This is a genomic window from Nocardioides sp. JQ2195 (assembly GCF_012272695.1).
Taxonomy (GTDB): domain Bacteria; phylum Actinomycetota; class Actinomycetes; order Propionibacteriales; family Nocardioidaceae; genus Nocardioides.
This window is the reverse complement of record NZ_CP050902.1, coordinates 144307-168490: the sequence shown is the minus strand read 5'-3', so window position 1 is coordinate 168490 and position 24184 is coordinate 144307. Positions and strand designations below refer to the sequence as shown.

16 protein-coding genes are annotated in these 24184 nt (G+C 70.3%); 3 read left to right on the top strand and 13 right to left on the bottom strand.

From position 1 onward, the window contains the following. Position 1: 1 nt before the first annotated feature. From ncot_RS00800 to ncot_RS00780, 5 genes are all read right to left on the bottom strand, one after another. Complete coding sequence (locus ncot_RS00800; RefSeq protein ID WP_168615888.1) at positions 2–1690, bottom strand: sulfatase-like hydrolase/transferase; 1689 nt, start codon at positions 1688–1690, stop codon at positions 2–4. Between the two features lie 92 nt (positions 1691–1782). Then, positions 1783–3690, bottom strand: coding sequence for an anthranilate synthase family protein (locus ncot_RS00795; RefSeq protein WP_168615887.1), 1908 nt, complete (start codon positions 3688–3690; stop codon positions 1783–1785). 183 nt (positions 3691–3873) lie between these two features. Next, positions 3874–5295: a Re/Si-specific NAD(P)(+) transhydrogenase subunit beta gene (gene pntB, locus ncot_RS00790; RefSeq protein ID WP_168615886.1), complete on the bottom strand. Its 1422-nt coding sequence runs from the start codon at positions 5293–5295 to the stop codon at positions 3874–3876. 13 nt (positions 5296–5308) lie between these two features. After that, positions 5309–6835, bottom strand: coding sequence for a Re/Si-specific NAD(P)(+) transhydrogenase subunit alpha (locus tag ncot_RS00785; protein ID WP_168615885.1), 1527 nt, complete (start codon positions 6833–6835; stop codon positions 5309–5311). Between the two features lie 118 nt (positions 6836–6953). Continuing rightward, entirely contained in the window at positions 6954–9077 is a 2124-nt protein-coding gene (locus ncot_RS00780) for an MMPL family transporter (protein ID WP_206065064.1), read from the bottom strand. Between the two features lie 89 nt (positions 9078–9166). Between ncot_RS00780 and ncot_RS00775 the strand changes: the two genes are divergently transcribed. Then, complete coding sequence (locus ncot_RS00775) at positions 9167–9934, top strand: WHG domain-containing protein (protein WP_168615884.1); 768 nt, start codon at positions 9167–9169, stop codon at positions 9932–9934. A gap of 129 nt (positions 9935–10063) precedes the next feature. Here ncot_RS00775 and ncot_RS00770 read toward each other — a convergent pair whose 3' ends face one another. Further along, positions 10064–10762: an NAD-dependent deacylase gene (locus tag ncot_RS00770; protein WP_240938005.1), complete on the bottom strand. Its 699-nt coding sequence runs from the start codon at positions 10760–10762 to the stop codon at positions 10064–10066. A 132-nt stretch (positions 10763–10894) separates the two neighbouring features. After that, positions 10895–11839: a 1,4-dihydroxy-2-naphthoyl-CoA synthase gene (locus ncot_RS00765; RefSeq protein ID WP_168615882.1), complete on the bottom strand. Its 945-nt coding sequence runs from the start codon at positions 11837–11839 to the stop codon at positions 10895–10897. Positions 11840–12066: 227 nt separating this feature from the next. On the opposite strand from ncot_RS00765, the gene ncot_RS00760 reads away from it, so the two are divergent. Together ncot_RS00760 and ncot_RS00755 are read left to right on the top strand one after the other, a co-directional pair. Then, entirely contained in the window at positions 12067–12504 is a 438-nt protein-coding gene (locus tag ncot_RS00760; RefSeq protein WP_168615881.1) for a nitroreductase family deazaflavin-dependent oxidoreductase, read from the top strand. Positions 12505–12582: 78 nt separating this feature from the next. Next, complete coding sequence (locus tag ncot_RS00755; RefSeq protein WP_168615880.1) at positions 12583–13077, top strand: FBP domain-containing protein; 495 nt, start codon at positions 12583–12585, stop codon at positions 13075–13077. Positions 13078–13108: 31 nt separating this feature from the next. Here ncot_RS00755 and ncot_RS00750 read toward each other — a convergent pair whose 3' ends face one another. The 6 genes from ncot_RS00750 to recC form a co-directional block, all read right to left on the bottom strand. Next, positions 13109–13723 (bottom strand): ACT domain-containing protein, encoded by a 615-nt coding sequence (locus tag ncot_RS00750; RefSeq protein ID WP_168615879.1) that lies wholly within the window; start codon positions 13721–13723, stop codon positions 13109–13111. Positions 13724–13806: 83 nt separating this feature from the next. Next, positions 13807–14376: an RNA 2',3'-cyclic phosphodiesterase gene (gene thpR / locus ncot_RS00745; RefSeq protein WP_168615878.1), complete on the bottom strand. Its 570-nt coding sequence runs from the start codon at positions 14374–14376 to the stop codon at positions 13807–13809. 19 nt (positions 14377–14395) lie between these two features. After that, complete coding sequence (locus ncot_RS00740) at positions 14396–15541, bottom strand: acyl-CoA dehydrogenase family protein (protein WP_168615877.1); 1146 nt, start codon at positions 15539–15541, stop codon at positions 14396–14398. 10 nt (positions 15542–15551) lie between these two features. Beyond that, positions 15552–17327, bottom strand: coding sequence for an exodeoxyribonuclease V subunit alpha (recD, locus tag ncot_RS00735; protein WP_168615876.1), 1776 nt, complete (start codon positions 17325–17327; stop codon positions 15552–15554). Then, the gene (locus tag ncot_RS00730; protein ID WP_168615875.1) at positions 17324–20758 is read right to left on the bottom strand and encodes a UvrD-helicase domain-containing protein; all 3435 of its coding nucleotides are present in this window, start codon (positions 20756–20758) and stop codon (positions 17324–17326) included. The genes recD and ncot_RS00730 overlap by 4 nt, the downstream gene beginning before the upstream one ends. Then, positions 20755–24102: an exodeoxyribonuclease V subunit gamma gene (gene recC, locus ncot_RS00725; RefSeq protein WP_168615874.1), complete on the bottom strand. Its 3348-nt coding sequence runs from the start codon at positions 24100–24102 to the stop codon at positions 20755–20757. The genes ncot_RS00730 and recC overlap by 4 nt, the downstream gene beginning before the upstream one ends. Positions 24103–24184 lie beyond the last annotated feature (82 nt).

Below are 24184 nucleotides of genomic sequence, written 5' to 3'. Positions count from 1 at the left end.
TCTAGTGGGTCAGCGCCCGGCACCTCGTGGCAACGGTCGTGCCCGCCTTCTCGTGGCAGGTCGCGAAACGTTCCAGCCGACGCTGCAGTCGGCGCACCTGGTCGCGCTTGGCCGGGTCGGCAAAGCTGTTGGTGCGCTCGAAGGCCGCGTCGCGGTAGTCGTAGAACTCCCACGCGAAGTCGGTGGCCTCCCAGTCCGGATCCAGGTCGAGACGCACCAGCAGCGCATCCCGGCTGCGCACCGCCACGTAGGACGGGATGATGTCGATCGTGCCGCCCGCGTAGGCCCGATCCGGATCCGCGCCGAGCGAGGGCGCATAGGTGTGCTCGAGGAACGCGAAGCGATTGCCCCGCGCTGTCGGGTCGTCGAGGCTGGCGGCGAAGGAGGTGCCGGAGCGCCAGGGCGCGGGCTGCAGCCCCGCCAGGTCCTCGAAGGTCGCGGCGAGGTCGATGTTGTTGACCACCTGCGTGCGCAGGCCCGGCTCGACGCCGGGACCGACCACCAGCAGCGGCACGTGGGAGTCCGAGGCGTACGGCGCTCCCTTGCCACGCTCGAGGTCGTGCTGACCGAGGTGGAATCCGTTGTCGGAGGTGAGCACCACGAACGTGTCGGCGTCGACCTCGGCGAGGACCTGCTCCACCATCCGGTCGATCGACTGCACCATGCGGGCCCGGTTGCGCAGGTCGACCACGGCGGCGCCGTCCGTCAGCGCGGTCTTCTGCGGCTTCCATGCCGGTGCCGGGGTGCCGTCCTCCCTGACCGGACGGTTGTCGGCCTGGTCGTCGCCGTGGCCGGACAGGTCGTCGAGGTCGAGGTCGGAGCAGGCCACCTGCCCGCAGTTGCCGCCGGGCTCGACCACACCGGGCCGGTCCTGCATCGCCGGCGGGAAGAGGGGTTCGCCGGGCCACGGGGTGTCGGGGTTGGTCCGGCTGTGCGGGCCGTACGGCGCCACCTCGAGGTAGAACGGCTTCTCGTCGTCGCGGTGGCGTCGTAGGAAGTCGAGGGCCAGGTCGCTGGTCACCGTGCCGGCGTACGCCGCGTCCTTCTCCTCGGGCGTCGCCGCGGAGGACGGAATCGGGTGGTCGACGAGGCGCAGCCGGCCGTCCTCGACGTGTGACTGGACGAAGCCCCAGCCGTCGTAGGCCGAGCCGAACAGCACGTCGAACTCGTCCCATCCCGGCATCAGCTCGGGCACCAGCCCGTCGCGCGGCTCGTAGGCATTCAGGTACTTCCCGACGAAGCCGGTGGTGTAGCCGCTCTGCTGGAGCTGGAGGTTGACGGAGCGGTCGGGGTTGCCGTGGGCCTCGAACGCGTCGAACCCGCCGATCGGTCCGTAGGGGTTGGGCAGGTTCGCGGTGTTCGTCAGGACCCCGGTCTGGTGCGGGTACTGACCCGTCATCAGGCTGGAGCGCGACACGCAGCACAGCGAGTCGACCACGAACGCCGCGTCATACGAAGCACCGTCGCGACGCATCGACTCGGCGGAGCGCATGGTCTGCAGCAGGTCGAGGGAGAAGTCGTCCATCAGCACCAGGACGATGTTGGGGCGAGGACTGACGGTGACCGCGGCAGCCACAGTCTTCCCCGGTGCCTCGGTGGCGGCCGCGATCCGGCCGGGCTCGTTGGCGGTGAGCACCGCGGCAGCCACCAGGATGCCCAGGAGCGCAATCGCCGTCACTCGAAACCGCATGCTGACTCCCCCGCCGAACTGCTCGCTGTCCGAGCCCGTCGATCAGATAGACGCACCGGGCCCCGGTTTGGTTGCCCCGGTTCGGGACGAAGTCACACGAGCAGGTCGCGAACCAGCTCGTGGATCAGGTCGAAGCCGTTCTCGGTCAGGATCGACTCGGCATGGAACTGGATGCCCCGGTAGTGCGGGCCACGCACCAGGTGGACGTCACCGGTCTCGGGATCGGCCTCGACGCTGACCCCCTCGGGGAGCTCTGCGCCCGTGCGTCCGACGAACGTGTTGTAGAAGCCGACGCGTTCGGTGCGCCCGTCGATGGTGACCGGGGACTGGGTGCCCTGGAAGACGATGTCCTTGTAGGCAAGGGGGATGCCCAGCCGCTGGCACAGCGTCTGGTGGCCGAGGCAGACCGCCAGGAACGGTTGCTCGGTGGCGAGCAGCTCGTCGACGGCGGCACGGAAGGCGCTGATCTTGGGGTGGTCGCCATCGCGCGGGTCGCCCGGGCCGGGTCCGACGATCACCAGGTCGCGTCCGTCGAGCGAGCCCGGCTCCCAGTCCTCGTGCCGCACCACGCTCGAGGTCATGCCGAGGACGGTGAGGACGTGACGGAGCATGTTCACGAAGTCGTCCTCGCCGTCGAGGATCACCACCGACTTGCCGCGCAGCCGGGGGTCGGGATCGGCGCCGCCCTGGTCGGTCAGCCAGAACTTGCTGAGCCGTTGGTTGCGGGCGTTGAGGGCGATCAGCACGTCCTCGTCGCGAGCCAGCTCGCCCAGGCTGCCCGGGGGCGCCGCGGCCGGCGGGACCAGGCCGAACGCGCTCAGGATGCCACCGGCCTTCGCGTGCGTCTCCCGTACCTCGGTGGCCGGGTCGGAGTCGCGGACCAGGGTGGCCCCGGCGACCACGGTCAGGTCGCCGTCGGGGCTGACGTCGGCGGTGCGGATCACGATCGGGCTGTCCAGCGTGGGCTGCCCCTCGTGGTCGCGGCCGAACAGCGCCAGCGCCGCGCCGTAGTAGGCGCGACCGGCGGGCTCGTACTGCGCGATGAGACGACAGGCGTTCTCCACCGGCGAGCCGGTGAGGGTGGCGGCGTACATCGTGTCGCGCAGGACCTCGCGCGGGTCGGAGTTGGTGCGACCGGCGAGGAGGTACTCGGTGTGCACCAGGTGGGTCATCGGCTTCAGGAACGGGCCGAGCACCTGCCCGCCCTCCTGGCAGACGTCGCACATCATCTTGAGCTCTTCGTCGACGACCATGAAGAGCTCGTAGATCTCCTTCTCGTCGGCCAGGAAGTCGAGGAGCTGGGCCTTGGTCTCGGCCTGCGACTGCACCTGCTTGGGCAGGTGGAAGGTGCCGGAGATGGGGTTCATCCGCACGTCACCGCCCTGGATGCTGACGTGGCGCTCGGGGCTCGCGCCGACCAGGTAGCGGTCGCCGGTGAAGAAGACGTAGGTCCAGTAGGCGCTGCGCTCACGCTCGAGCAGTCGGCGCAGCACGGTCAGCGCCTCGTCGTCACCCCACCCGCGGGCCTTGGCCCGGTAGTTACGGGCGACCACGAGGTTCGCGCCCTCGCCGTGGCCGATCTCCTCGGCGATGACCTTCTCGACGACGTGGGTGTAGTCCTCGTCGGTGGTGTCGAACCCACCCGGGTCGTCGAACTCGACGGGTACGTCGGGCAGCGCGGCCAGCAGGTCGTCGTACGCCACGTGTTGCTCGACGTCGAGGTCGACCACGACCAGCGGGGTGCCGTCGTCGACGGCGTCGAAGCCGCGCTCGCGGACCTGCCGGAACGGCACCGCGACCAGGCGGTCGAACTGGCGTCGCTCCTGCGGGACACCGCTCTCGAGCGGGATGTCGAGCAGGCTCTCCACGACGCTGCGCCGACCACCCACGAGGGTGATCGTGGCGGAGTCCCGTTGCCGGATGACCGCCCACGCCTCCCGGGTCCGCAGCTCCTCGAGCGCAGCACGCGCGTCGGTCGGGGCGGCGGAGGCGTCGGTCATGACCAGACCCTATCCACGCCGACCCGGCACGTGTTGACGCTCCTGCGCGATGAGACAACCCGACCCGGCACGTGTTCACCCACAAGAGCGCCGAGCCGGCACGTGTTGACGCGTTGGTCGTCAACTCGTGCCGGCTCGACGCTCTCAGTCGTCAACTCGTGCCGACTCGGCGGGAAGCGGAACTCAGAGGGCGCGGAGGATGTCCTCCACGCGGTCCTTGGCGTCACCGAAGAGCATCTGCGAGTTCTCGCGGAAGAACAACGGGTTCTGCACGCCGGCGTAGCCCGAGGCCATCGACCGCTTGAACACGATCACGTTCTCCGCCTCCCAGACACTGAGCACCGGCATGCCGGCGATCGGGCTGGACGGGTCCTCGGCGGCCGCCGGGTTCACCGTGTCGTTGGCACCGATGACCAGCACGACCGAGGTCTCGTCGAAGTCGTCGTTGATCTCGTCGAGCTCGAGGACGATGTCGTAGGGCACCTTGGCCTCGGCCAGCAGCACGTTCATGTGGCCGGGCAGGCGACCCGCGACGGGGTGGATGCCGAAGCGGACATCGACGCCCTTCTCCCGGAGCTTGCCGGTCAGCTGCGCGACGCCGTACTGCGCCTGGGCCACCGCCATGCCGTAGCCGGGGGTGATGATCACCGACTTGGCGTGGGTGAGCAGGTCGGCGACGTCGTCGGCGTTGGTCTCGCGGTGCTCGCCGTAGTCGGTGTCCTCCGACGGACCGGCCTCGATACCGAAGCCACCGGCGATCACCGAGATGAACGAGCGGTTCATCGCCTTGCACATCACGTAGGACAGGAAGGCACCCGAGGAGCCCACCAGCGCACCGGTGATGATCAGCAGGTTGTTGTTGAGCAGGAAGCCCGAGGCCGCAGCGGCCCAACCGGAGTAGCTGTTCAGCATCGACACGACGACGGGCATGTCGCCACCACCGATGGAGGCAACGAGGTGCCAACCCAGCGCGAGCGCCAGGACCGTGACGACGATGAGCAGCCACAGCTGCGGGTCGATGACGAACCAGACGGTCAGGGCAAGGAACACGACCAGGGCACCTAGGTTGATGAAGTTCTTGCCCGGCAGCACCAGCGGGGACGACTTCATCTTCGCCGAGAGCTTCAGGTAGGCCACGATCGACCCGGTGAGGGTCACCGCGCCGACGAAGACGCCGATGAAGACCTCGGCCGAGTGGATGCCGAGCATGTCGAACGCCTCGAGCTCGCGCACCGCGGCGCTGTTCGGGCCCTCGTGCTCAGCGTGCAGGTAGGCGTTCCAGCCGACCAGGACCGCAGCAGCACCGACGAAGCTGTGCAGCAGGGCGATGAGTTCCGGCATACCGGTCATCTCGACGACCTTGGCCCGCTGCAGACCGATCAGCGCACCGATCAGGATCGCGCCGATCATTAGGCCAATGCCGAGGCCCGAGGGCTCCCGGTCGAAGGCCAGGGCGACGGTCGCGAGCAGCGCGACCACCATGCCGGTGATGCCGAAGGAGTTGCCCATACGGGCGGACTCGTGCTTCGACAGCCCAGCCAGGGCAAGAATGAAGAACAGGCCTGCTACGAGGTAGGCCGCAAAGGATGCAGATTCGATATCCATGGGTCAGCTCGTTTCAGGATCGGGAGAACATGGCGAGCATGCGGCGCGTCACCGCGAAGCCACCAAAGATGTTGATGGAGGCCAGCAGGATCGCTGCAGCCGCAATGACGGTGATCAGGGTTCCGTCGTGTCCGATCTGGAGCAGCGCTCCGACCACGATGATCCCGGAGATCGCGTTGGTCACGGACATCAGCGGCGTGTGCAGCGCGTGGTGTACGCCGGTGATTACGTAGAAGCCGATGATGATCGCCAGGGCGAAGGTCACCAGCTGGAGCTGTAGGACCGCCGGAGAAGCGGCGACCAGCAGCACCAAAGCAGCGCCACCGGCCAAGATGCCACCGAACTTGGCTGCCGGGGCGAGGGGCTCCTTCTCCTCCTTGACCACGACCTCCGCCGCGGCCGGGGCAGCGGCCGGGGCCGCAGAGACCTGCACCGGCGGCGGGGGCCAGGTCGACTGGCCGTCGCGGACGACGGTGATCGAGCGCTGGACGACGTCGTCGAAGTCGAGGACGAGCCGGCCGTCCTTCTCCGGGGTCATCAGCTTGAGCAGGTTGACCAGGTTCGTGCCGTAGAGCTGCGAGGCCTGGGCGGGCAACCGCCCGGCGAGGTCGGTGTAGCCGATGATCGTCACGCCGTTGTCGGTGGTGATCGCCTCACCTGGCACCGAGCCCTCGACGTTGCCGCCGGAGCCGGCGGCCATGTCGACGATGACCGAGCCGGACTTCATCGACGCGACCATGTCGGCGGTGATCAGTCGGGGCGCGGGGCGGCCCGGGATCAGCGCCGTCGTGACGATGATGTCCACGTCGGGCACGGTCTGGGTGTAGAGCTGCGCGGCACGGGCGTTGTAGTCGTCGCCCATCTCCTTGGCGTAGCCCGTCGCCGACACCTCGGCCTCGGGGTCCTCGACCGCGAGGTACTCACCACCGAGCGACTTCACCTGGTCGGCCACCTCGGGACGCGGGTCGGTGGCCTTGACCACCGCGCCCAGCGAACCCGCAGCACCGATCGCCGCCAGCCCGGCCACACCGGCGCCGGCGACCAGCACCGTGGCCGGTGGGACCTTGCCGGCCGCGGTGACCTGGCCGGTGAAGAACCGACCGAAGACGTGCGCTGCCTCGACGACCGCACGGTAGCCCGCGATGTTGGCCATCGAGGACAGCACGTCGAGCGACTGCGCGCGCGAGATGCGCGGGACGGCGTCCATCGACAGGGCAGTGATCTGCCGCGACGTGAGGTCGGCGACGACCGACTCGTCCAGGCGGGCATTCAGGATGCCGATCAGGGTCGCGTTCTGCCGAAGCTGGTCAAGCTGTTCGTCCGCCGGGTTGTTCACGCCGAGCACGATGTCGGCATCGAACGGATCGCCGATCGTCGCGCCGGCCTCGACGTACGCCTCGTCCGCGAAGCTGGAGGCCGTGCCGGCGCCCGTTTCGACGACGACGTCGTAGCCGAGCTTGAGCAGTTGGCCGACGGTGGCAGGGGTGGCGGCGACGCGGGTCTCCCCGGTCTGTGCCTCCCTGAGGACGCCGATGAGCATGTGATCACTCCGATTTCGATGCTGCGGTGGGCAGAGTTCTGCCAGTTGAGATGCAATCTAGAGGTCGGGTGACCACCATTTGGGCATTGATCCCACGATACGGAACGTGAGCCACGCCTCAGTGGCCCCGGAAACCGTAGCGTTCCCACCACCGCAGCAACGGCCCCGGGGCCCACCAGTTCAACCGCCCGAGCAGCTTCATCGTGGCCGGGACCAGCAGCGCGCGCACCACCGTCGCGTCGAGGAGCAGCGCGACCAGCATGCCGATGCCGATCATCTTCATGAACACGATCCCACTGAGCCCGAAGGCTCCGATCACGATCGCGAGCAGCAGCGCGGCGCTGGTGATGATGCGCCCGGTCTTCTGCAGTCCCGTCGCGACCGCCCGGTCGTTGTCGTGGGTCAGGTCCCACTGCTCGCGCACCCTGGACAGCAGGAACACCTCGTAGTCCATCGACAGCCCGAAGAGGATGGCGAGCATCAGGATCGGCTGGGTGGCATCGAGGTAACCCTGCGACTCGAAGCCGAGCAGACCCTCCAGGTGGCCTTCCGCGAAGATCCAGGTGACCACACCGAACGAGGCGGAGATCGAGATCGCGTTCATCACCACCGCCTTCAGGGGCAGCACCAGCGAGCCGAAGGCCAGGAAGAGCAGCAACAGCATCACGCCGACCACGATCAGGCCCATCCACGGCAGGTGGCTGCCGACCGAGTCGAGCAGGTCGACCGTGGATGCGCTGAGCCCACCGGCGAGCACCGACCCGCTGTCCGGGGCGACCTCGCGGATGCGCTCGACCATCTCCTGGGACTGCTCGGTCTGGCTGTTTCCCTGCCAGCTCGCCCGCAGCAGCGTCACCTCGCCCTCGGCAGCCACGGGTTCGACCGTGAGGCCGGGGATCCGGGCGAGCTCGGCCTCGTACGCCGCCACGTCGGCCCTCGTGGTTCCGTCGAGCAGCAGGTTGGCGCTCGAGGTCTCCGGGCCGAAGTCGCTGTTCAGCTTGTCGGCGGCCACGTGGGCAGGGGCATCGGCCGGCAGGACGCGATAGTCGACGCTGCCCCACTTCACGCCCAGGAACGGTGAAGCGATCGCGATCAGGACCACCGTGACCAGCACGGTCACGACCACGGGTCGGCGCATGACGCCATGGGCCAGGCGCGCCCACGCGCCGTGGTCGCTGCCGACCGGGACCGGCCGGTGCCGACGCCACGGAAGCCGCCCGCCGTCGACCCGCCGGCCGAGCAGCCGGAGCACGGCCGGCAGCACGGTCAGCGCCGAGAGCATGGCCACGACCACGGCCGCCATGCCGCCGTACCCCATCGACTTGAGGAAGCTCTGCGGGAAGACCATCAGCGAGCTGAGCGCCGCGGCGACGGTCAGGCCGGAGAAGAGGACCGTGCGCCCGGCCGTCGCCATGGTCACCGTGATCGCCTCGGCGACCGCGTACGGGTCGTCGACCGGACGGAGGGCGAGCTCCTCCCGGAACCGGCTGATGATGAAGAGCGCGTAGTCGATCGCCAGGCCGAGGCCGATCAGGGTGATCACGTTGACGGAGAAGATCGAGACCTCGGTGAAGACGGTCAGGAGGCGGACGACGGCCAGCGCGCCGACCACCGCGATCGCCCCCACCAGCACCGGCATCGAGGCGGCGACCAGGCTGCCGAAGATCAGCAGCGACAGGAGCAGCACGACGGGCGCCGAGATCGTCTCGGCCTGCGCCAGGTCCTTCTCGGTGATCTCGTTGACGTCGCCGTAGACCGCGAAGGCACCCGCCACGTCGGTCTCGAGCCCGTCCGCCTCGAGGTGCGGCTCGAGGGCGTCCCAGCTCTCGAGCAGCTCGTTCTGGGACTCTCCCTCCAGGGAGATCAGCACCTGCACGGCGTGCTGGTCGTGGCTGACCAGGGCCGGCGACGGGGTGTCGTAGTGGTTCACGACCGTGGTGGTGACGTCCGGCAGCCCGGCGACGACCTCCCGCACCGATGCCTCGAACTCGGGGTCGTCGACGGTCTTGTCGTCGCTGGAGTAGATCGCGACCACGTCGACGGTCTGGTTGCCGAAGACCTCCCGCTCCTTGGCCAGCTCCCGTGAGGACTCACTGCTCGGATCGTCGAAGCCACCCTGGGACAGGTCGCCGAAGACTCCCGCGCCGTAGGCACCCGCGCCGAGCACGACGAGGACTCCGATGACGACGACGTGCACGGCCCGACGGGCGATGACAGCACCCCAGCGCTCCATGGTGGACATCCCTTTGTGACGAGGTATCAGGAAGGTTAACGCCGTTAACTGTAAACAGTGTAAACTCGTCCCGTCAACGTCAATTCGGAGGAACTTTCGTGACACCAGCACCCGGCCGACGCGAGCGCCAGCGCCAGGCGACCCTCGACGAGATCGTCGACTCTGCGCGCGCGATCCTCGCCGAGGACGGCGAGCTGTCGCTGCGCGCCGTGGCCCAGCGCATGGGCATGACCGCTCCCGCGCTCTACCGCTACGTCGCGTCCTACCAAGACCTGTTGCGGGTGGTCGCGATCGGCATCGATGCCGCGATGACGGCCGAGCACCTCCAACCAGCCGTGGCGGCCCACCCCGCCGACGACCCGGCCATGCGCATCACGGCAGCGGCCCTGGCCTTCCGCCGCTGGGCACTGGCTTCGCGCAAGGAGTTCGACGTCGTGTTCACCAACATGGATGTCGCCTCGCTCTGCATCGACCCGACCCTGAGCGAGACCACGCTCGCCGAGGCATCCGCATCGGGCGCGCTCTTCAACGACCTGCTCGTGCAGATCTGGCAGAAGTACGACAGCCCCTACCCGGCACTGGCCGACCTCGACGACGACCTCGTCGAGATCCTGCGCGACCCGATCATGCCGGTCACACCGATCGAGATCCCCGACGACCTGCGCGGCCTGCTGTGGGTGTTCACCAGGTCATGGTCCGCGCTCTACGGCACGGTGACGCTGGAGGTGTTCGGCCACGTCGACCCACGGATGACCACCACCGGGGTGCTGTTCCGCCAGATGTTCCGCGACCAGGCGAGAGTCCTCGGCCTGGCTGACGAGCTGCCCCGGCTCGAGCCGTTCATCGTGGCCGAGCTGGCGCGCTGAGCGCTCGCGGCATCCGAGCTCCCCGGTGGTGAGGAGGCGAGGAACGAGCCGTCTCGAAACCACCCCGGGCCCACCCGGTGGTTGAGGAGGCGAGGAACGAGCCGTCTCGAAACCACCCCGGCCCACGACTCAGAGCGTGGTGCGCTCCAGCATCTCGTCGACCCACAACGGCACCAGGTCGCTGGCCCGGCCGTGCCGGGCCTCGGCGAAGAACGACGACCCCTCGCTCGGGACCAGGTTCAGCTCCAGGGTCTGGGCGCCGCAGGCCCTGGCCAGCTGCACGAACCCGGCGGCCGGATAGACCGCACCGGAGGTGCCGATCGAGACGAAGACGTCGGTGCTCATCAGGGCCCGCTGGATCCGGTCCATCTCGTAGGGCACCTCGCCGAACCAGACGACGTCCGGGCGCAGCTCGTTGACACCGCAGCGCGGGCAGGGCGGGAAGTCACTGAGACCGTCGGCCCACGGCGTACGTCGGTTGCAGCTGCGGCACAGGGCCGAGAGCAGCTCGCCGTGCATGTGCACCACGCGCCGTGAGCCACCGCGCTCGTGGAGGTCGTCGATGTTCTGGGTGACCAGCAGCAGGTCCTCGCCCAGGACGTCCTCGAGCCGGGCCAACGCCTCGTGGGCCGGGTTCGGAGCGACCTGGGCCAGCGCGGCACGACGGTCGTCGTAGAACTTCTGGACCATGCTCGGCTTCACGTCGTAGGCCTCGGGGGTGGCGACGTCCTCGATGCGGTGTCCCTCCCAGAGTCCGTCGGCGTCACGAAAGGTCGGCACTCCGCTCTCCGCGGAGATGCCAGCACCGGTCAGCACGACGACGTTCACATCCAGCACCCTATGTGCACAGTGACCGGGGACACGGCGATCCCTCCCGAATGACGGATCAGCCCGCGAGTGTGAGCGCACCTGGTCCGCCTCACGCGAGCTCCGCGAACCGGGCCCAGCGCGTCGGATCCGTCAGTAGTACCAGGGGAAGGGTGACCAGTCGGGGTCGCGCTTCTCCAGGAACTGGTCGCGCCCCTCGACCGCCTCGTCGGTCATGTAGGCCAGGCGTGTGGTCTCGCCGGCGAAGAGCTGCTGGCCGACCAGGCCGTCGTCGATCAGGTTGAAGGAGTACTTCAGCATCCGCTGTGCCGTGGGCGACTTGCCGTTGACCTTGCGACCCCACTCGAGGGCCTCCTTCTCCAGGTCGGCATGGTCGACGACCTTGTTCACCGCACCCATGGCGTGCATCTGCTCGGCGTCGTACTCGTCGCCGAGGAAGAAGATCTCCCGGGCGAACTTCTGCCCGACCTGGCGGGCGAGGTACGCCGACCCGAAGCCGCCGTCGAACGAGCCGACGTCGGCGTCGGTCTGCTTGAAACGGGCGTGCTCCCGAGAGGCCAGGGTCAGGTCACAGACAGCGTGCAGCGAGTGCCCCCCACCGGCCGCCCAGCCGTTGACCACGCAGATGACCACCTTCGGCATGAAGCGGATCAGTCGCTGCACCTCGAGGATGTGCAGGCGACCGAGCCTGGCCTTGTCGATCGGGCTGGGTTCCTCGGCCCCGGTGTCGGTGTTGCCGGCCTCCCCGGCCTCGTACTGGTAGCCGGCCCGCCCCCGGATCCGCTGGTCGCCGCCCGTGCAGAACGCCCACTTGCCGTTCTTCTCGCTGGGACCGTTGCCGGTCAGCAGCACGCACCCGACATCGGCCGACGTCCGCGCGTGCTCCAGGACCGTGAGCAGCTCGTCGACGGTGTGGGGACGGAACGCGTTGAGCACGTCCGGCCGGTCGAAGGCCACGCGCACCGTGCCGTGGTCCCTCGCCCGGTGGTAGGTCAGGTCGGTCATGCCCTCGAATCCGGGGACCACGTCCCAGGCCTCGGGGTCGAAGATCTCGGAGACTCCGTCAATCGCGCTCATGGGCGCAGGCTATCGGCCGCAGACGGCAGGCTGACAGCGAGACCGGCGGCCTCACAGTTGATCGCTCCAGTTCCACCCGTTTCGGCGCTGATGTTCACGGCGGCAGGAAGTTCGCCGTTGTACTGGGGAACTGACGCTCAACCGCCGCGCGCTCTGCGCGAACTTCCTGCTGAAATGAACGCTGAGGCCTCTGGAATGGCACGCCCGCGCGTGCTGTTCTTGTGGACATGACACTTCAAGGCGAATACCAGCCCAGTGCGGCCGAATGGGTCCGCAACCAGGTCGCGGCCTACGAGGCCTCCGGTGGCAAGGAGGCCAACACGCTTCCTGACGGTCGACCGATCGTGGTGATCACCTCCCGCGGCCACAAGTCCCAGAACCTCCGCAAGAACCCGGTCATGCGCGTCGAGCACGACGGGGTCTACGCCGCTGTCGCGTCGAAGGGCGGCGCCCCGGAGCACCCGGAGTGGTTCCACAACTTCGTGGCCGACCCGCACGTCGACCTGCAGGACGGCCCCGAGCCCCACGAGTACGTCGCCCGGCTCGCCACCGACGACGAGCGCGCCGAGTGGTGGCCACGTGCGGTCGAGGCGTTCCCGCCGTACGCCGAGTACCAGGAGAAGACCGACCGCACGATCCCGCTCTTCCTGCTCGAGCGCGCCTGAGCACACACCCCCTCGGTCCACGAGCCTTGGCCGGATAACCCGTGGCGCCGACCCACGGGCGGCACGTACCGTCTGCGCGTGGAACCGCTGACCGCTGCCGAGATCCGGGCCTCGTTCCTGAACTGCTCCAAGGGTGAGGCGAAGCGGGCCGTGCTCCCCGACCTGGACGAAGTTCCGTGGTCGGACCTCGACTTCCTCGGCTGGGCGGACCCGTCCGGTTCCTCGCGCGCCTACCTCGTGGTGCCGCGCGAGGAGGGGCTCATCGGCCTGCTGCTGCGCCAGAACCCGGCCGGCAAGGGCACCGCTCGGCGCAGCAAGCTCTGCGAGATCTGCCTGACCGCGCACACCGACACCGGTGTCTGCCTGACCGTGGCCGCCAAGACCGGGCCAGCCGGCAAGCGAGGCGACACCACCGGGATCCACATATGTCGCGACCTGGGCTGCTCCCTCTACGCGCGCGGCAAGAAGGCCTCAGGGGTCCCCAGGCTGCGCGAGACCCTGCCGATCGAGGCGATGGTGGAGCGGGTCCAGGTCCACCTGGACGGGTTCGTACGCCGAGTGCTCGCGGGCTGAGGTCCCCCGCCCGGCGGGACCCCTCGACGACTCACGACCGGGAGATCGAGACCGCCAGGCTGACCAGGTGGTTGAGTCGGGCCATCTCGGACTCGAGGATCGCCGGACCACCGCGCCGTCCGACCAGGATCAGCTCCTCGGAGACCAGCGGCACCGCGGCCAGGAGGTTGTTCTCGTCCTCCGACGGGAGCTGCATGGCCCGGTCGACGTCGTGCCACTCGACGACATCGGGAGCCGCGGGGGTGCCGTGCACGCGCACCGCACCCTCCGGCGTACGTCGGACCCGGGCGCCCCAGTCGACACGGAAGGTTGCGGGCAACAGGTCGACCAGCCGATTGAGCGCATCGCTCGGGTGGGCGGTCAGCTCCTCGACCGCCTCCAGGTCCATCACCAGGCTGCCGCCGGCGGCGTACCGCGAGATCCACACGACGTTGACACCGTCGACCGAGTTGCACGCGGAGACGATCGAGTCGGGCATCGTGCCGGGCACCATCTCGAGGAGGACGTCGTCGACCGCGGTGCCGTCGTGGCGGTGCTCGACGATCTCGATCGCCTCGATGTCACCGCCGGCCTCACCGATCGTGGTGGCCAGGCGCCCCAACGACCCGGGGACGTCGGGCAACTCGACACGGAGCAGGAAGGCCATGCCCCGACTCTATCCGCCGGATGTTTCGCCCGGATTGCGAATTTCCTTGTTGGGACGACGCGCGCCGCACGGGCGGCACCGGGTCACTCCTTCGGTGGCTGCGCGAGCGGCACCGTCGCGATCACCTCGTGCCGGGGCCGTCGGCGCGGGCCCTCGCCGAGGTGCGAGGCGACCAGGCCGAGCTCGTGGACGGTCCAGGATGGACCCTCGTAGGCGTCGAGCAGCCGGACCCAGCTCGAGATCTCGCTCGGACGCCCCAACCGGCCGAGGGTCAGGTGGGCGCGGAACGGCCCCCCGCTCGGCACGGCACCGGCCGCGTTGGCCGCGTTGCGGGTTGCCGCCGCCGTCGACGCGAGCGCGTCAGTCTCCCCACCGACGCCGCACCACAGCACCTTGGCCCGCGCCGGATTCGGAAAGGCACCGCCTCCGCGCAACGTCAGTCGGAACGACGCCCGCCGACCCGCCACCTCACCCAACCGTGCGACCAGGTCGTCGATCCGCCACGGATCCACCTGGGGCATGAACGTGAGCGTCAGGTGCCACTGGTCGACGGCGGCCCAGCGGAAGTCGGCCGCGGCACGGCGGGGTTCGACGAACGTATCCAGGTGGTCGATGGCCTCGACCGGTGGGACGACGGCGACGAACAGCCTCACGCCATCACGGTACGCCGGACTAGAGACCGAGATCGCGGCCGATGAGCTCCTTCATGATCTCGTTGGAGCCGGCCCAGATCTTCGAGACGCGGGCGTCGCGCCAGGCGCGGGCCACGCGGTACTCGTTCATGAAGCCGTAGCCACCATGCAGCTGCACGCAGTGGTCGAGCACCTCGTTCTGGACCTGCGAGGTCCACCACTTGGCCTTGGCCGCGTCGACCGGCGTCAGCTCACCCTTGGTGTGCGCGAGGACGCACTGGTCGAGGTAGGTCTCGGTGACCTCGATCTGGGTGAACAGCTCGGCGAGCAGGAACTTGTTGTGCTGGAAGGAGCCGATGCCCTGGCCGAACGCCTTGCGGTCCTTGGTGTACTGCAGCGTCTCGATCAGGATCTGCTTGGCGTGGGCGACGTTGGAGATCGCGCAACCGATGCGTTCCTGGGGCAGCTTCTGCATCATGTGGATGAAGCCGTTGTCGAGCTCGCCGATGATGTGGTCGTCGCCCAAGCGCACGTTCTCGAAGAACAGCTCGGCGGTGTCGGACTCGTCCTGCCCGACCTTGTCGAGCTTGCGGCCGCGGCTGAAGCCCTCGGCGTCGGCGGGGATCGCGAAGAGCGTGATGCCGCGGGCCTTCTTCTCCGGGCTGGTGCGCACCGCGGTGATGACCAGGTCGGCGGAGTAGCCGTTGGTGATGAAGGTCTTCGACCCGTTGATGACCCACTGGTCGCCGTCGCGGACCGCGGTGGTCTTGAGGCCGGCCAGGTCGGAGCCGCCGGACGGCTCGGTCATCCCGATCGCGAGCAGGATCTCGCCGGCAGCGACGCCCGGCAGCCACTTCTGCTTCTGCTCCTCGGTGCCGAGCTCGACGATGTAGGGAGCGGTGATGTCGGCATGGATCCCGGTGCAGGCACCCAGTGCCGCGTTGATCTTGCTGAGCTCCTCGAAGAACACCGCGTTGAAGCGGTAGTCGCCGGCCCCGGAGCCGCCGTACTCCTCGGGGATCTCGAGCCCGAGGAAGCCCTGGCGCCCCGCGCCGAGCCAGTACTCGCGCGGCAGCGCCTTGTCGCGGGCGTGCTCCTCGACGTGCGGGACGACCTCGCGGTCGAGGAACTCCCGGACGGAGGAGCGGAAGGATTCGTGGTCGGCGTCATAGATGGTGCGCTTCATGACCGGGATCCTACTCGCCGGTAGTCGCGGCCTGCTCGAGGCGTTGGCGCAACCCCGAGGCCCGGACGGCGCGCCGCTCGACGGCACCGCGCACGGTCGCCTCCGCACCGACCACGCGCACCCGTTCCTCGGCACGTGTCACGGCCGTGTAGAAGAGCTCGCGCGTCAGCAGGCGTGAGTCCTCGTCGGGCAGCAGCACCGTGACCTCCTCGGCCTGGCTGCCCTGCGCCTTGTGGATCGTCATCGCGTGCATCGTCTTCACGGAGTCGAGACGACTCGGCGCGAAGTCGAGCAGGCCGTTCGGCCCGTCGAAGACCACCCGCGCCGCACCGTCCTCCGGCCGGCGCACCACCACGCCGGTGTCGCCGTTGTGCAGGCCCAGGGCGTAGTCGTTGGCGGTCACCAGCACCGGCCGGCCGACGTACCAGGTGTCGTAGAGCGGGTCGCCGGTCGTCTCGGAGATCCACGCCTCCACCTGCCGGTTCCAGTGGCGTACGCCGTGTGGTCCCTCGCGGTGCGCACAGAGCAGCCGGTGCTGGTCGAGGGCCGCCAGAGCACCGAGCGCGTCGCCCTGCTCGGCGGCACGGCGTACGTCCAGGGCGGCGGTGACCACGCGGGTGCGCAGCAGCGGCCCGGGGTCGGGGTCCGTGACGAAGCCGATCTCGCCGTCCGAGGACGAGGCGTCGTGCAGAACGGCGAGGGCCTGCTCGGCATCGCCGGCCTTGAGGGCCTCGGCCAAGGCAATGATCCGTGTCGTCGAGCGGTGGTTGGTCCGCAGCGCCGCGACCGTGCCGTCGTCGGGCAGGCCGCGGACCAGGTCGCCGAGCACGGCGCCGGCGTCGACCGAGGCGAGCTGGTCGGGGTCGCCGACCAGGACCAACCGGGCATCGGGCCGCACCGCCTCGAGCAGGCGCGCCATCATCGTCAGCGAGACCATCGAGGTCTCGTCGACCACCACGACGTCGTAGGGCAACCGGTTGGCCCGGTGGTGCCGGAAGCGGGTGCCGTTGTCGCGCCGCGACCCGAGGAGCCGGTGCAACGTCGAGGCGGTGAGGCCGTCGAGCCTGACCCGATCGGCCGGGTCGGTGAAGCGTGCGGTCTCCGCACGGACCGACTCCTGGAGCCGGGCGGCGGCCTTGCCCGTGGGCGCCGCCAGCGCGATCCGGAGGTCCTGGTCGGCGGCCTCGGCCTGCTCGGCGAGCACGGCCAGCAGGCCGGCCACGGTGGTCGTCTTGCCGGTCCCCGGACCGCCGGTCAGCACGGTCGTGCGCTGGCGCACCGCCTGGGCGACCGCGGCGACCTGCTCCTCGTAGCCGTCGACCGGGAACACCCGGGCCAGTCCCGCGGACAGCACCGTCTCGTCCACCATCGGGGGCTCGAGAGCGCGCCGGGCCCGCAGGTCGGCGACGACCGCGGTCTCCTGGCGCCAGTAGCGGTCGAGGTGCAGCAGCTCGAACTCCCAGTGCAGCACGCCTGCCCGGACCAGCGGGCTCGCCTCGATCGCCGCGACCCACGGCTCCGGCTCGGGCCAGGCCAGCGACGGCTCGACGTCGGCGACGGTGGCCGGCTCCAGGCACACCGAGCCGTGACGAACAGCCCGCGAGGCCAGCGCGACCGCCAGCAGCACGGACTCGTCGACCTCCCCACCGAGCACACCGAGCCTGGTGGCGACGTGCACGTCGGCGGCGGTGAGCACCCCGGCTTCGTTGAAGTCGCGCAGCAGGCCCGACGAGCGACGAGCCAGTCGGCGGTCGTGCTCGCCGCTCAGCTCATAGAGGTCGGTCATGGCGCCACCCCGTCCAACAGGTCGCTCAGCGCCTCGACGAGTGCCACCGGCGGCCGCCACGAGAAGACACCGGTCGGGTGCCCGTCGTAGGTCGGGGTGTCCGGGCCGCACATGCCGCGCAGGTAGAGATAGAGCACTCCACCGAGGTGGGTCGAGGGGTCGTAGTCGGCGAGTCGCCAGCGCAGGTAGCGGTGCAGCACGACGGCGTAGAGCAGCGCCTGCAACGGGTAGTCGGAGTGGCCCATCGCCGCCTCCAGCGCCTCGGGCCGGTAGTCGGCCGAGGTGAGCGCCTCGTCGAAGCCGCCGAGCCAGTTGGTCTTGTAGTCGACGATCAGGAAGGTGCCACCGATCCGCAGCACCACGTCCACCGACCCGGTGAGGTAGCCGCGCAGGTCCTGTCCACCGAGGTTCGGATCGGCCAGGGCCTCCGCATAGGGCAGCAGCGGGTCGCCCGCGGGGAGGTGGCGACGCAGCAGCGGCGCCACGTCACCGAGTCGCACCGGTTCCGTCGGGTAGTGGACCTCGTCGCCGCCGGAGAGCGGCAGCTCGAACTCGAGCTCGCACAACCGGTCGGCCATCGGGATCGCACGCAGCGTCGCGTCGCCGGCCAGTGGGCCCAGCGGGCTCTCGCAGACCACGATCAGGGCCTCGGCCAGCCCGGCCGGGTCCAGCTCCACCGGCCATCGGACCAGCTGTTCCCGGACCCGGACGAGGAGCTCGGCCCGGAAGTCGGGCGCAGACGGGTCCGCGGTCTCCAGGACGCCGTGCACCAAGGAGCCGAATGTCGCTCCCACCGGCAGCTCGCCCATCGGCGATGGCACCACAGCACCTCCGGTGGTTGAGGAGCGAGCGCCAGCGAGTGTTGGTTCCTGAGGAGGCGAGGTACGAGCCGTCTCGAAGGGCTCGAAACCACCAGACCCAGCGACCGACACCACCTGCGGCACATCGGGCTCGTCCTCGCGCGGCGTCTCCTCGGGCTCGCTGGCCACGCCGGCCACCACCGGGTCCACCGTGTCGACACTGCTCAACGCCGAGTACGACGTACGCCGCCACGCGGTGTCCACCGACCGGTCGAACGTGCGGGCACTCAGGTCGTCGCCGGGCCGCGGGAGCTCGGCGTCGGTGAGCTGTGCCGGGACGGCCGGCAGCCACGTCGGTCCGCCGTGGCGCTGCCAGGCGTCGAAGAAGGCCTGCGTGGCGTCGTCGTCGGACAGCGGCACCTCGGGCGGCACCGCTGACATCGACGGCCCACGACCGATCAGCATCCGGTGCAGGGCCGAGGTCTTGGCGTTGTTGGACGGTGCCCACCAGGCCACCACCTGGGACTGGGCACGCGTCATCGCGACGTAGAGCAACCGCAGGGACTCGCCCAGGTCCTCCGCCTTGTGGCGCGCGACGTTCCCCCGCCAGTCGTCTCCACCGCTGCCGACGTCGATGCACCGTTGTTCGTCAGAGGGCGCGTGGAACAAGGGAATTGCCGGGTCGCGGGAGAACCTGTCGGCCACGAACGGCAGGTGCACCACGGGGTACTCCAGCCCCTTGCTGCCGTGGATGGTGACCAGCTGGACTGCCGCCGCGTCACTGTCGAGGCGTCGGGTCCGCTCGGAGGCGACCTGGACCTTGTCGTCGGCCATCTGGTCGCGCAGCCAGGTCAGCACGGCGACCAGTCCGAGCCGATCGACCAACGCGGCCTGGTGCAGGGCCTGGGCGACGTGGCGCAGGTCGGTGAGGTGACGCTCGCCGTCCACACGGGAGAGCACGCGGGCATAGAGCCCACCGATGACGGCGGCCTCCATCACCGCGGCGACGCCACGCAGGCTGAACAGCTCCGCCCACTCACGCATCGTGCTCGCGACACGGTCGGTGAGGTCCTCGTCGGCGTCGAGCTCCACCGCGTCGATCCCGAGGAAGGAGGTGAGCGCCGCGCTGCGCACCCGGGCCGAGCGGTGCGGCTGCTCCAGCGCCTCGAGCAGGGTCAACCACTCGACGGCCGCAGGCGTGGCGAAGACGCTGCCGCCACCGGCCACGACGGCCGGCACGCCGATCTCGTGCAGCGCCTCGCGCACCAGCTGCAGGCTCTTGCCCGTGTGGGCGAGGACCGCGACGTCCCCCGGCGCGATCGGGCGCCCGTCGTAGGTCGCCCCGGAGGTCAGTAGGTTCTTGATGTCGTGCGCACAGTCCCGGGCGACCAGCGGCCGGATGCGTCCGACCGGGACGCCCTTGGCGCCGCGCAGGTTGAACTGCTCCCGGCGCACCACACGCAACCGGAACGGAGCGTCGTCGGGAGCGCCCACGAGCCGGGACTCGTCGTGCGCCGCCTCCACCGGGCGTACGACGATGCGGGGGTCGCCGAGCTCGGCGGCGTCGAGCACCGTCTGCAGGGAGCTGAGCAGCGGCTGGTCCGCGCGCCAGTTGGTGGCCAGCGTCTTGCGGGTGTCGGCGGTGGCCGCGGCGGCGAGATAGGTGACCACGTCGCCCCCACGGAAGGCATAGATCGCCTGCTTCGGGTCGCCGATCAGCACCATCCGGGCGTGCCCGGTGAAGGCCCGGTCGAGCACCTGCCACTGCACCGGGTCGGTGTCCTGGAACTCGTCGACCAGCACGACCTTCCAGCGTTGCCGCATCCGTGCCCGGGCCGGGGCGTCCTCCTCGTCGAGGGCGTGGGCGAGCTGGGAGAGCAGGTCGTCATAGCTGAGCACACCGAGCCGGCGCTTGCGGCGGTCCATCTCGGCACGCACCGCACGGGCGAAGCCGAGGCGCCGTCCGGGCTTGCTCGACGGCTCAGCAGACGTGGGCTCGAGCCGGGCCTGGGGATCGCCGACGGCGGCCCGGGCCAGGCTGAGCGCTTCGGAGCGACTGAACAGCGGGCCGTCCTCCGCGTCGGCGAAGCCGCGGAGGTAGAGGTCGTCGACCACCTCCACGAGAAGGTCGTCCAGGTCCTCGACCAGGCGGGCACTGGAGTCGGTGTCACCGGCGACGCCGAGGCTGCGCAGCACCAGCTGGCAGAACTGGTGGGTGGTGGCGATGGTGGCGGCGTCGAAGCTGCCCAACGCCTCGCGGAGGTTGTGCCGTCGCTCGGCGACCTCCTGCTGCGTGCCGGTGAGGAGGAGCTCGATCAGGTCGTTCTCCTGGTGTGGCGCGGCCGGGTCGGCCAGGGCCTGCTCGGCCTCGACCAGCTGGGCGCGCACACGCTCACGCAGCTCCTGGCTGGCGGCGCGCCCGAAGGTGACCACCAGCATCTCCTCGAGCCGGGCCTCCCCCTCGGCCACGAAGCGGGTCACCAGTGCGCCGATGGTCCAGGTCTTGCCGGTGCCGGCACTGGCCTCGAGCAGGGTGGTCCCGGTCGGCAGCGGGTCCGTGATGTCGAAGGGCTCGAGGTCCTCGACGAATAGGTCTGCTCCCGGGCCGCCGCGGCCTCTCGCTTCGCTCACAGGGAGCTCACCTGCTCGGCTCCGCTCAACAGCGGGCTCCAGACCCGCCACGCATACTGTCCCAACCGGTGCGGCTCGTCGTTGAAGTCCTCGTCGGCGCGCGGGGGCACGGTCAGCACGGAGATCGGCGCACCGTCCCCGAAGAGGCGCACATGCGCTGCGTCGTCCTGCTCACCGGGGATCACCAGCGCGCGGTCACGATCGGTGCGCCACTCCCGCTCGGCCATCTCCACCGGGTCCTTCGGGTCACCCATCCGGGAGCGCACGCTCGCCTCGGCGTACGCCAGACCGGTGCGCAGGGGCAGGGGCAAGGGTTCGCGGAGCCCGCGGTCGTGCAGGTCGACGAGCTCACGCAGCCACCCCACGGCACGGTGGTCGAGCGGCCCGGCCAGCGCGTGCTGCGGCCCGGCCTTGCCCTTGCCGACGGCCGAGGCGATCCAGTGGTCGTCGGGCCGCGAGGCGCTCAGCGTCAGCAGGTTGATCCACGACTCGAGCCGCTGCCTCGCACGCAGCGACGAGTAGGTCACCGAGACGATCCGGTTGCCGCGGATGCCCGAGACGGTGCCGGTCAGCCGTCTCCCGTCGCCCAGGTCGACGTCCACGTCGAGACTGCGCGGCGTGCCCTGACGCAGCTGGTCGGTCCTCTGCACCAGGGCCTGCACGTCGTTCACCACCGACCGCAACGTCTGCTGGCCGAGCAGCGCGGGAGGCAGCAGGCCGCGCAGCTGCTCGGCCGTCATGCTGGAGACCGGGTCGAGGCCGTCGAGCACGTCGCGCAGCAGTCGGTCCCCCACGCCCCACTTCTCCAGCGGGTCGAGCTCGATCGGGATCGCGTCGAGGGTCTCCTCGGCCTCCAGCGGCGAGGAGACGTCGAGCCGGCGGCGCAGGAATGCCCGGGCCGGGTGCGCGAAGAACTGCTGCAGGTCTTCGAGCGCGACGTCCTCGCTCGGCCACGCCGGCAGCGGGTCGGCGATCAGGGGCCCGGGCACTGTCCGCTCGGCCACCGCGGCGCGCGCACCTGCGGCCGCTGCGCGGTCGAAGCTGAACACCCGGTCGGGGTCGGTCAGCCCCGGCACCTCGAGGTTGCGCCGGTCGAAGGGCTGCAGCGGGTGGCGGGTCAGCACGCCGGCGTCGGGCGCGGTGCGGGCGACCGCGTCCAGCAGCTCCCCGAGGGGTACGGCGGGGGGCCGCTCCGCGCCGGTCTGCTCGTTGGCACCGGTGTAGGTGACCACCAGTCGTTCGGTGGCTGCGAGCACGGCGTCGAGCAGGAGCTGCCGGTCCTCGCTGCGCACGTCACGTTCACCGGTCTGCGGACTCCGGGCGAGCACGTCGTCACCGTCGAGGCTGCCGGTGCGGGGGAAGACGCCGTCGTCGAGACCGATCAGGCAGACCACCCGGTGCGGCACCGACCGCATCGGCACCATCGTGCAGACGGTCAGCGTGCCGGTGCGGAAGTTGGCGCGGGTGGGACGCCCGGAGAGTCGATGGGCGAGCAGGTTGCGGACGTCGGCATGCCGCAGCTCCGTGCTCTCCACCGCGTCGACCGCATCGCGGATCGTGGCCAGCTCCCGGTCGAACTGCGCGACCTGCCAGGCGTCGTCACGCTCGACGTCGGTCAGCGCGAGGACTCCGTCACCCAGGGCCCGCACCCAGTCCTGGACCGAGTGCGCGTCGGCCATGGCGGAGAAGACAGCGTCGAGACGGTCGACGTACTCGGCCAGTCGGCCGACCAGGTCGATGTCACCGGAGGAAACGTCGTCGACGGGCAGCGCGGCGCCGAGCCACTGGTGCTCGTCCTCGGCCATCGCCACCCCCAGCAGGACCCGGTCCAGCCCGGCGCGCCAGGTGTTCTGGCCGAAGCGGCCGAGCGCGTAGTCGGCGCGGCCGGCCGCGTCCATGCCCCAGCGGATGCCGGCCTGGCCGACCCAGCGGGACACCTGGTCGAGGTCGTCCTCGTCGAGGGCGAACCGTTGCCGCACCGGAGCGGAGGCGAGCAGGTCGAGCACCTCGGTGGCGGTGACCCGACCGCCGGCGACCTCGACCAGTCGCGCCGCCACCGCCAGGAGGGGGTTGGTGCTGGACAGCGCCCGGTCGGCGAGCCTCACCCGCAGCCGGTGGGCGGGATGGCCGGCCCCGCCGGTGACCTCGCCGAGCCCGAAGCCGGCCTGGATCAGCGGCGCATAGGTCTCGATGTCGGGGCACATCACCAGGATGTCGCGCGGCTCGAGGGTCGGGTCGTCGGCGAGCAGTCCGACGAGGACCTCACGCAGCACGTCGACCTGGCGTGAGGGCCCGTGGCAGGCGTGCACCTGGACGGTGGCGTCCTTCGGGTCCGCCGCGCGCGGCGTGGGAGTGGCGTTGCCTCGCAGGTCGGCCTGCAGGTGCCCGAGCAGGGTCTCCGGAGCGACGATGGTGTCGGCGGACGCGGAGTCCTCGCCGTCGGCCAGCGCCAGGTTCCGCTGCAGCTCGCGCGAGTCCCGCCCGAGTGAGGCCAGCAGCGGATGGTGGACGTGCTCGGCGGACCGGTCGTCGGCCCGGGCGACCGGACCCGCGGCGGCGACGTCCACGAGGTCGTCCCAGAGCCGTCCGGACGGCTGCGGCAACCAGAGGTGCACGTCACGCAACGCGCCCAGCGCACCGAGCAGCTGGACCTCGGTGCAGGGCAGCCGGGTGTGGCCGAACAGCGAGAGCCGGTCCGGCAGGTCGAGCCCGTCCCCGCCGGCAGCCAGGGCAGCGAGCGTCCGCTCGTGGCGCACGTCGGGCGGCTCCACGTCACGACGGGCCACCACCCGGCGCCACAGCTCGGCCTGCCAGTGCAGGTCCGGGTCGAGCGGGCTGGCGCACCCGTCGGTGTCGTGACCCTCGCGCCAGTCGGTGAGCAGCTGCGGCCGCTGGGCGGCGTACGACGTGAACAGGCCGGCGATCCGGCGCGCCACGGAGAAGCGACGACTGCGCCGGAGCTCGCCGTCCTCCCCCGGCACCTCGTGGCCCAAGTGGGTGGCCAGCGTGGTGCACCACTGCTCACCGAGGCTCTCGTCGACGACCTCGAGCACCGTCCACACCAGGCGATCGGCATCCCACGGGTCGTCGCGCTCGCGACCGATCAGCATCGACACGAGCGAGTGGGGGCTCAGGAAGCGGACCCCGGCACAGACCCCGTCACCGCCGCGGGCGCCCACCCCGAGCCGGTGGGAGAGGCGCTGGGTCAGCCACCGCTCCACGCCGCGGGCAGGAACCACCACGACCTCCTGGGCGAACGGGTCCGCCAGCGGCTTCTCGAGGAGCGAGGCCAACCCGTCCGCCAGGAGATCGGTGCGTTCTGCACGATGAAGGCGGAGGCTCACGCGGGACACCCTTGCACACGTGAACCGAGGTCTCGGGCGGTTTGGCTCCGTGCCCGTGTCGGTGCTGGAGGACCACCGCGTC

Bases quoted from the DNA above. Each gene is read 5' to 3' on its own strand.
- ncot_RS00800 (WP_168615888.1), bottom strand. From the start codon at position 1,690: ATGCGGTTTCGAGTGACGGCGATTGCGCTCCTGGGCATCCTGGTGGCT.
- ncot_RS00795 (WP_168615887.1), bottom strand. From the start codon at position 3,690: ATGACCGACGCCTCCGCCGCCCCGACCGACGCGCGTGCTGCGCTCGAG.
- pntB (WP_168615886.1), bottom strand. From the start codon at position 5,295: ATGGATATCGAATCTGCATCCTTTGCGGCCTACCTCGTAGCAGGCCTG.
- ncot_RS00785 (WP_168615885.1), bottom strand. From the start codon at position 6,835: ATGCTCATCGGCGTCCTCAGGGAGGCACAGACCGGGGAGACCCGCGTC.
- ncot_RS00780 (WP_206065064.1), bottom strand. From the start codon at position 9,077: ATGTCCACCATGGAGCGCTGGGGTGCTGTCATCGCCCGTCGGGCCGTG.
- ncot_RS00765 (WP_168615882.1), bottom strand. From the start codon at position 11,839: ATGAGCGCGATTGACGGAGTCTCCGAGATCTTCGACCCCGAGGCCTGG.
- ncot_RS00760 (WP_168615881.1), top strand. From the start codon at position 12,067: ATGACACTTCAAGGCGAATACCAGCCCAGTGCGGCCGAATGGGTCCGC.
- ncot_RS00750 (WP_168615879.1), bottom strand. From the start codon at position 13,723: ATGGCCTTCCTGCTCCGTGTCGAGTTGCCCGACGTCCCCGGGTCGTTG.
- ncot_RS00740 (WP_168615877.1), bottom strand. From the start codon at position 15,541: ATGAAGCGCACCATCTATGACGCCGACCACGAATCCTTCCGCTCCTCC.
- recD (WP_168615876.1), bottom strand. From the start codon at position 17,327: ATGACCGACCTCTATGAGCTGAGCGGCGAGCACGACCGCCGACTGGCT.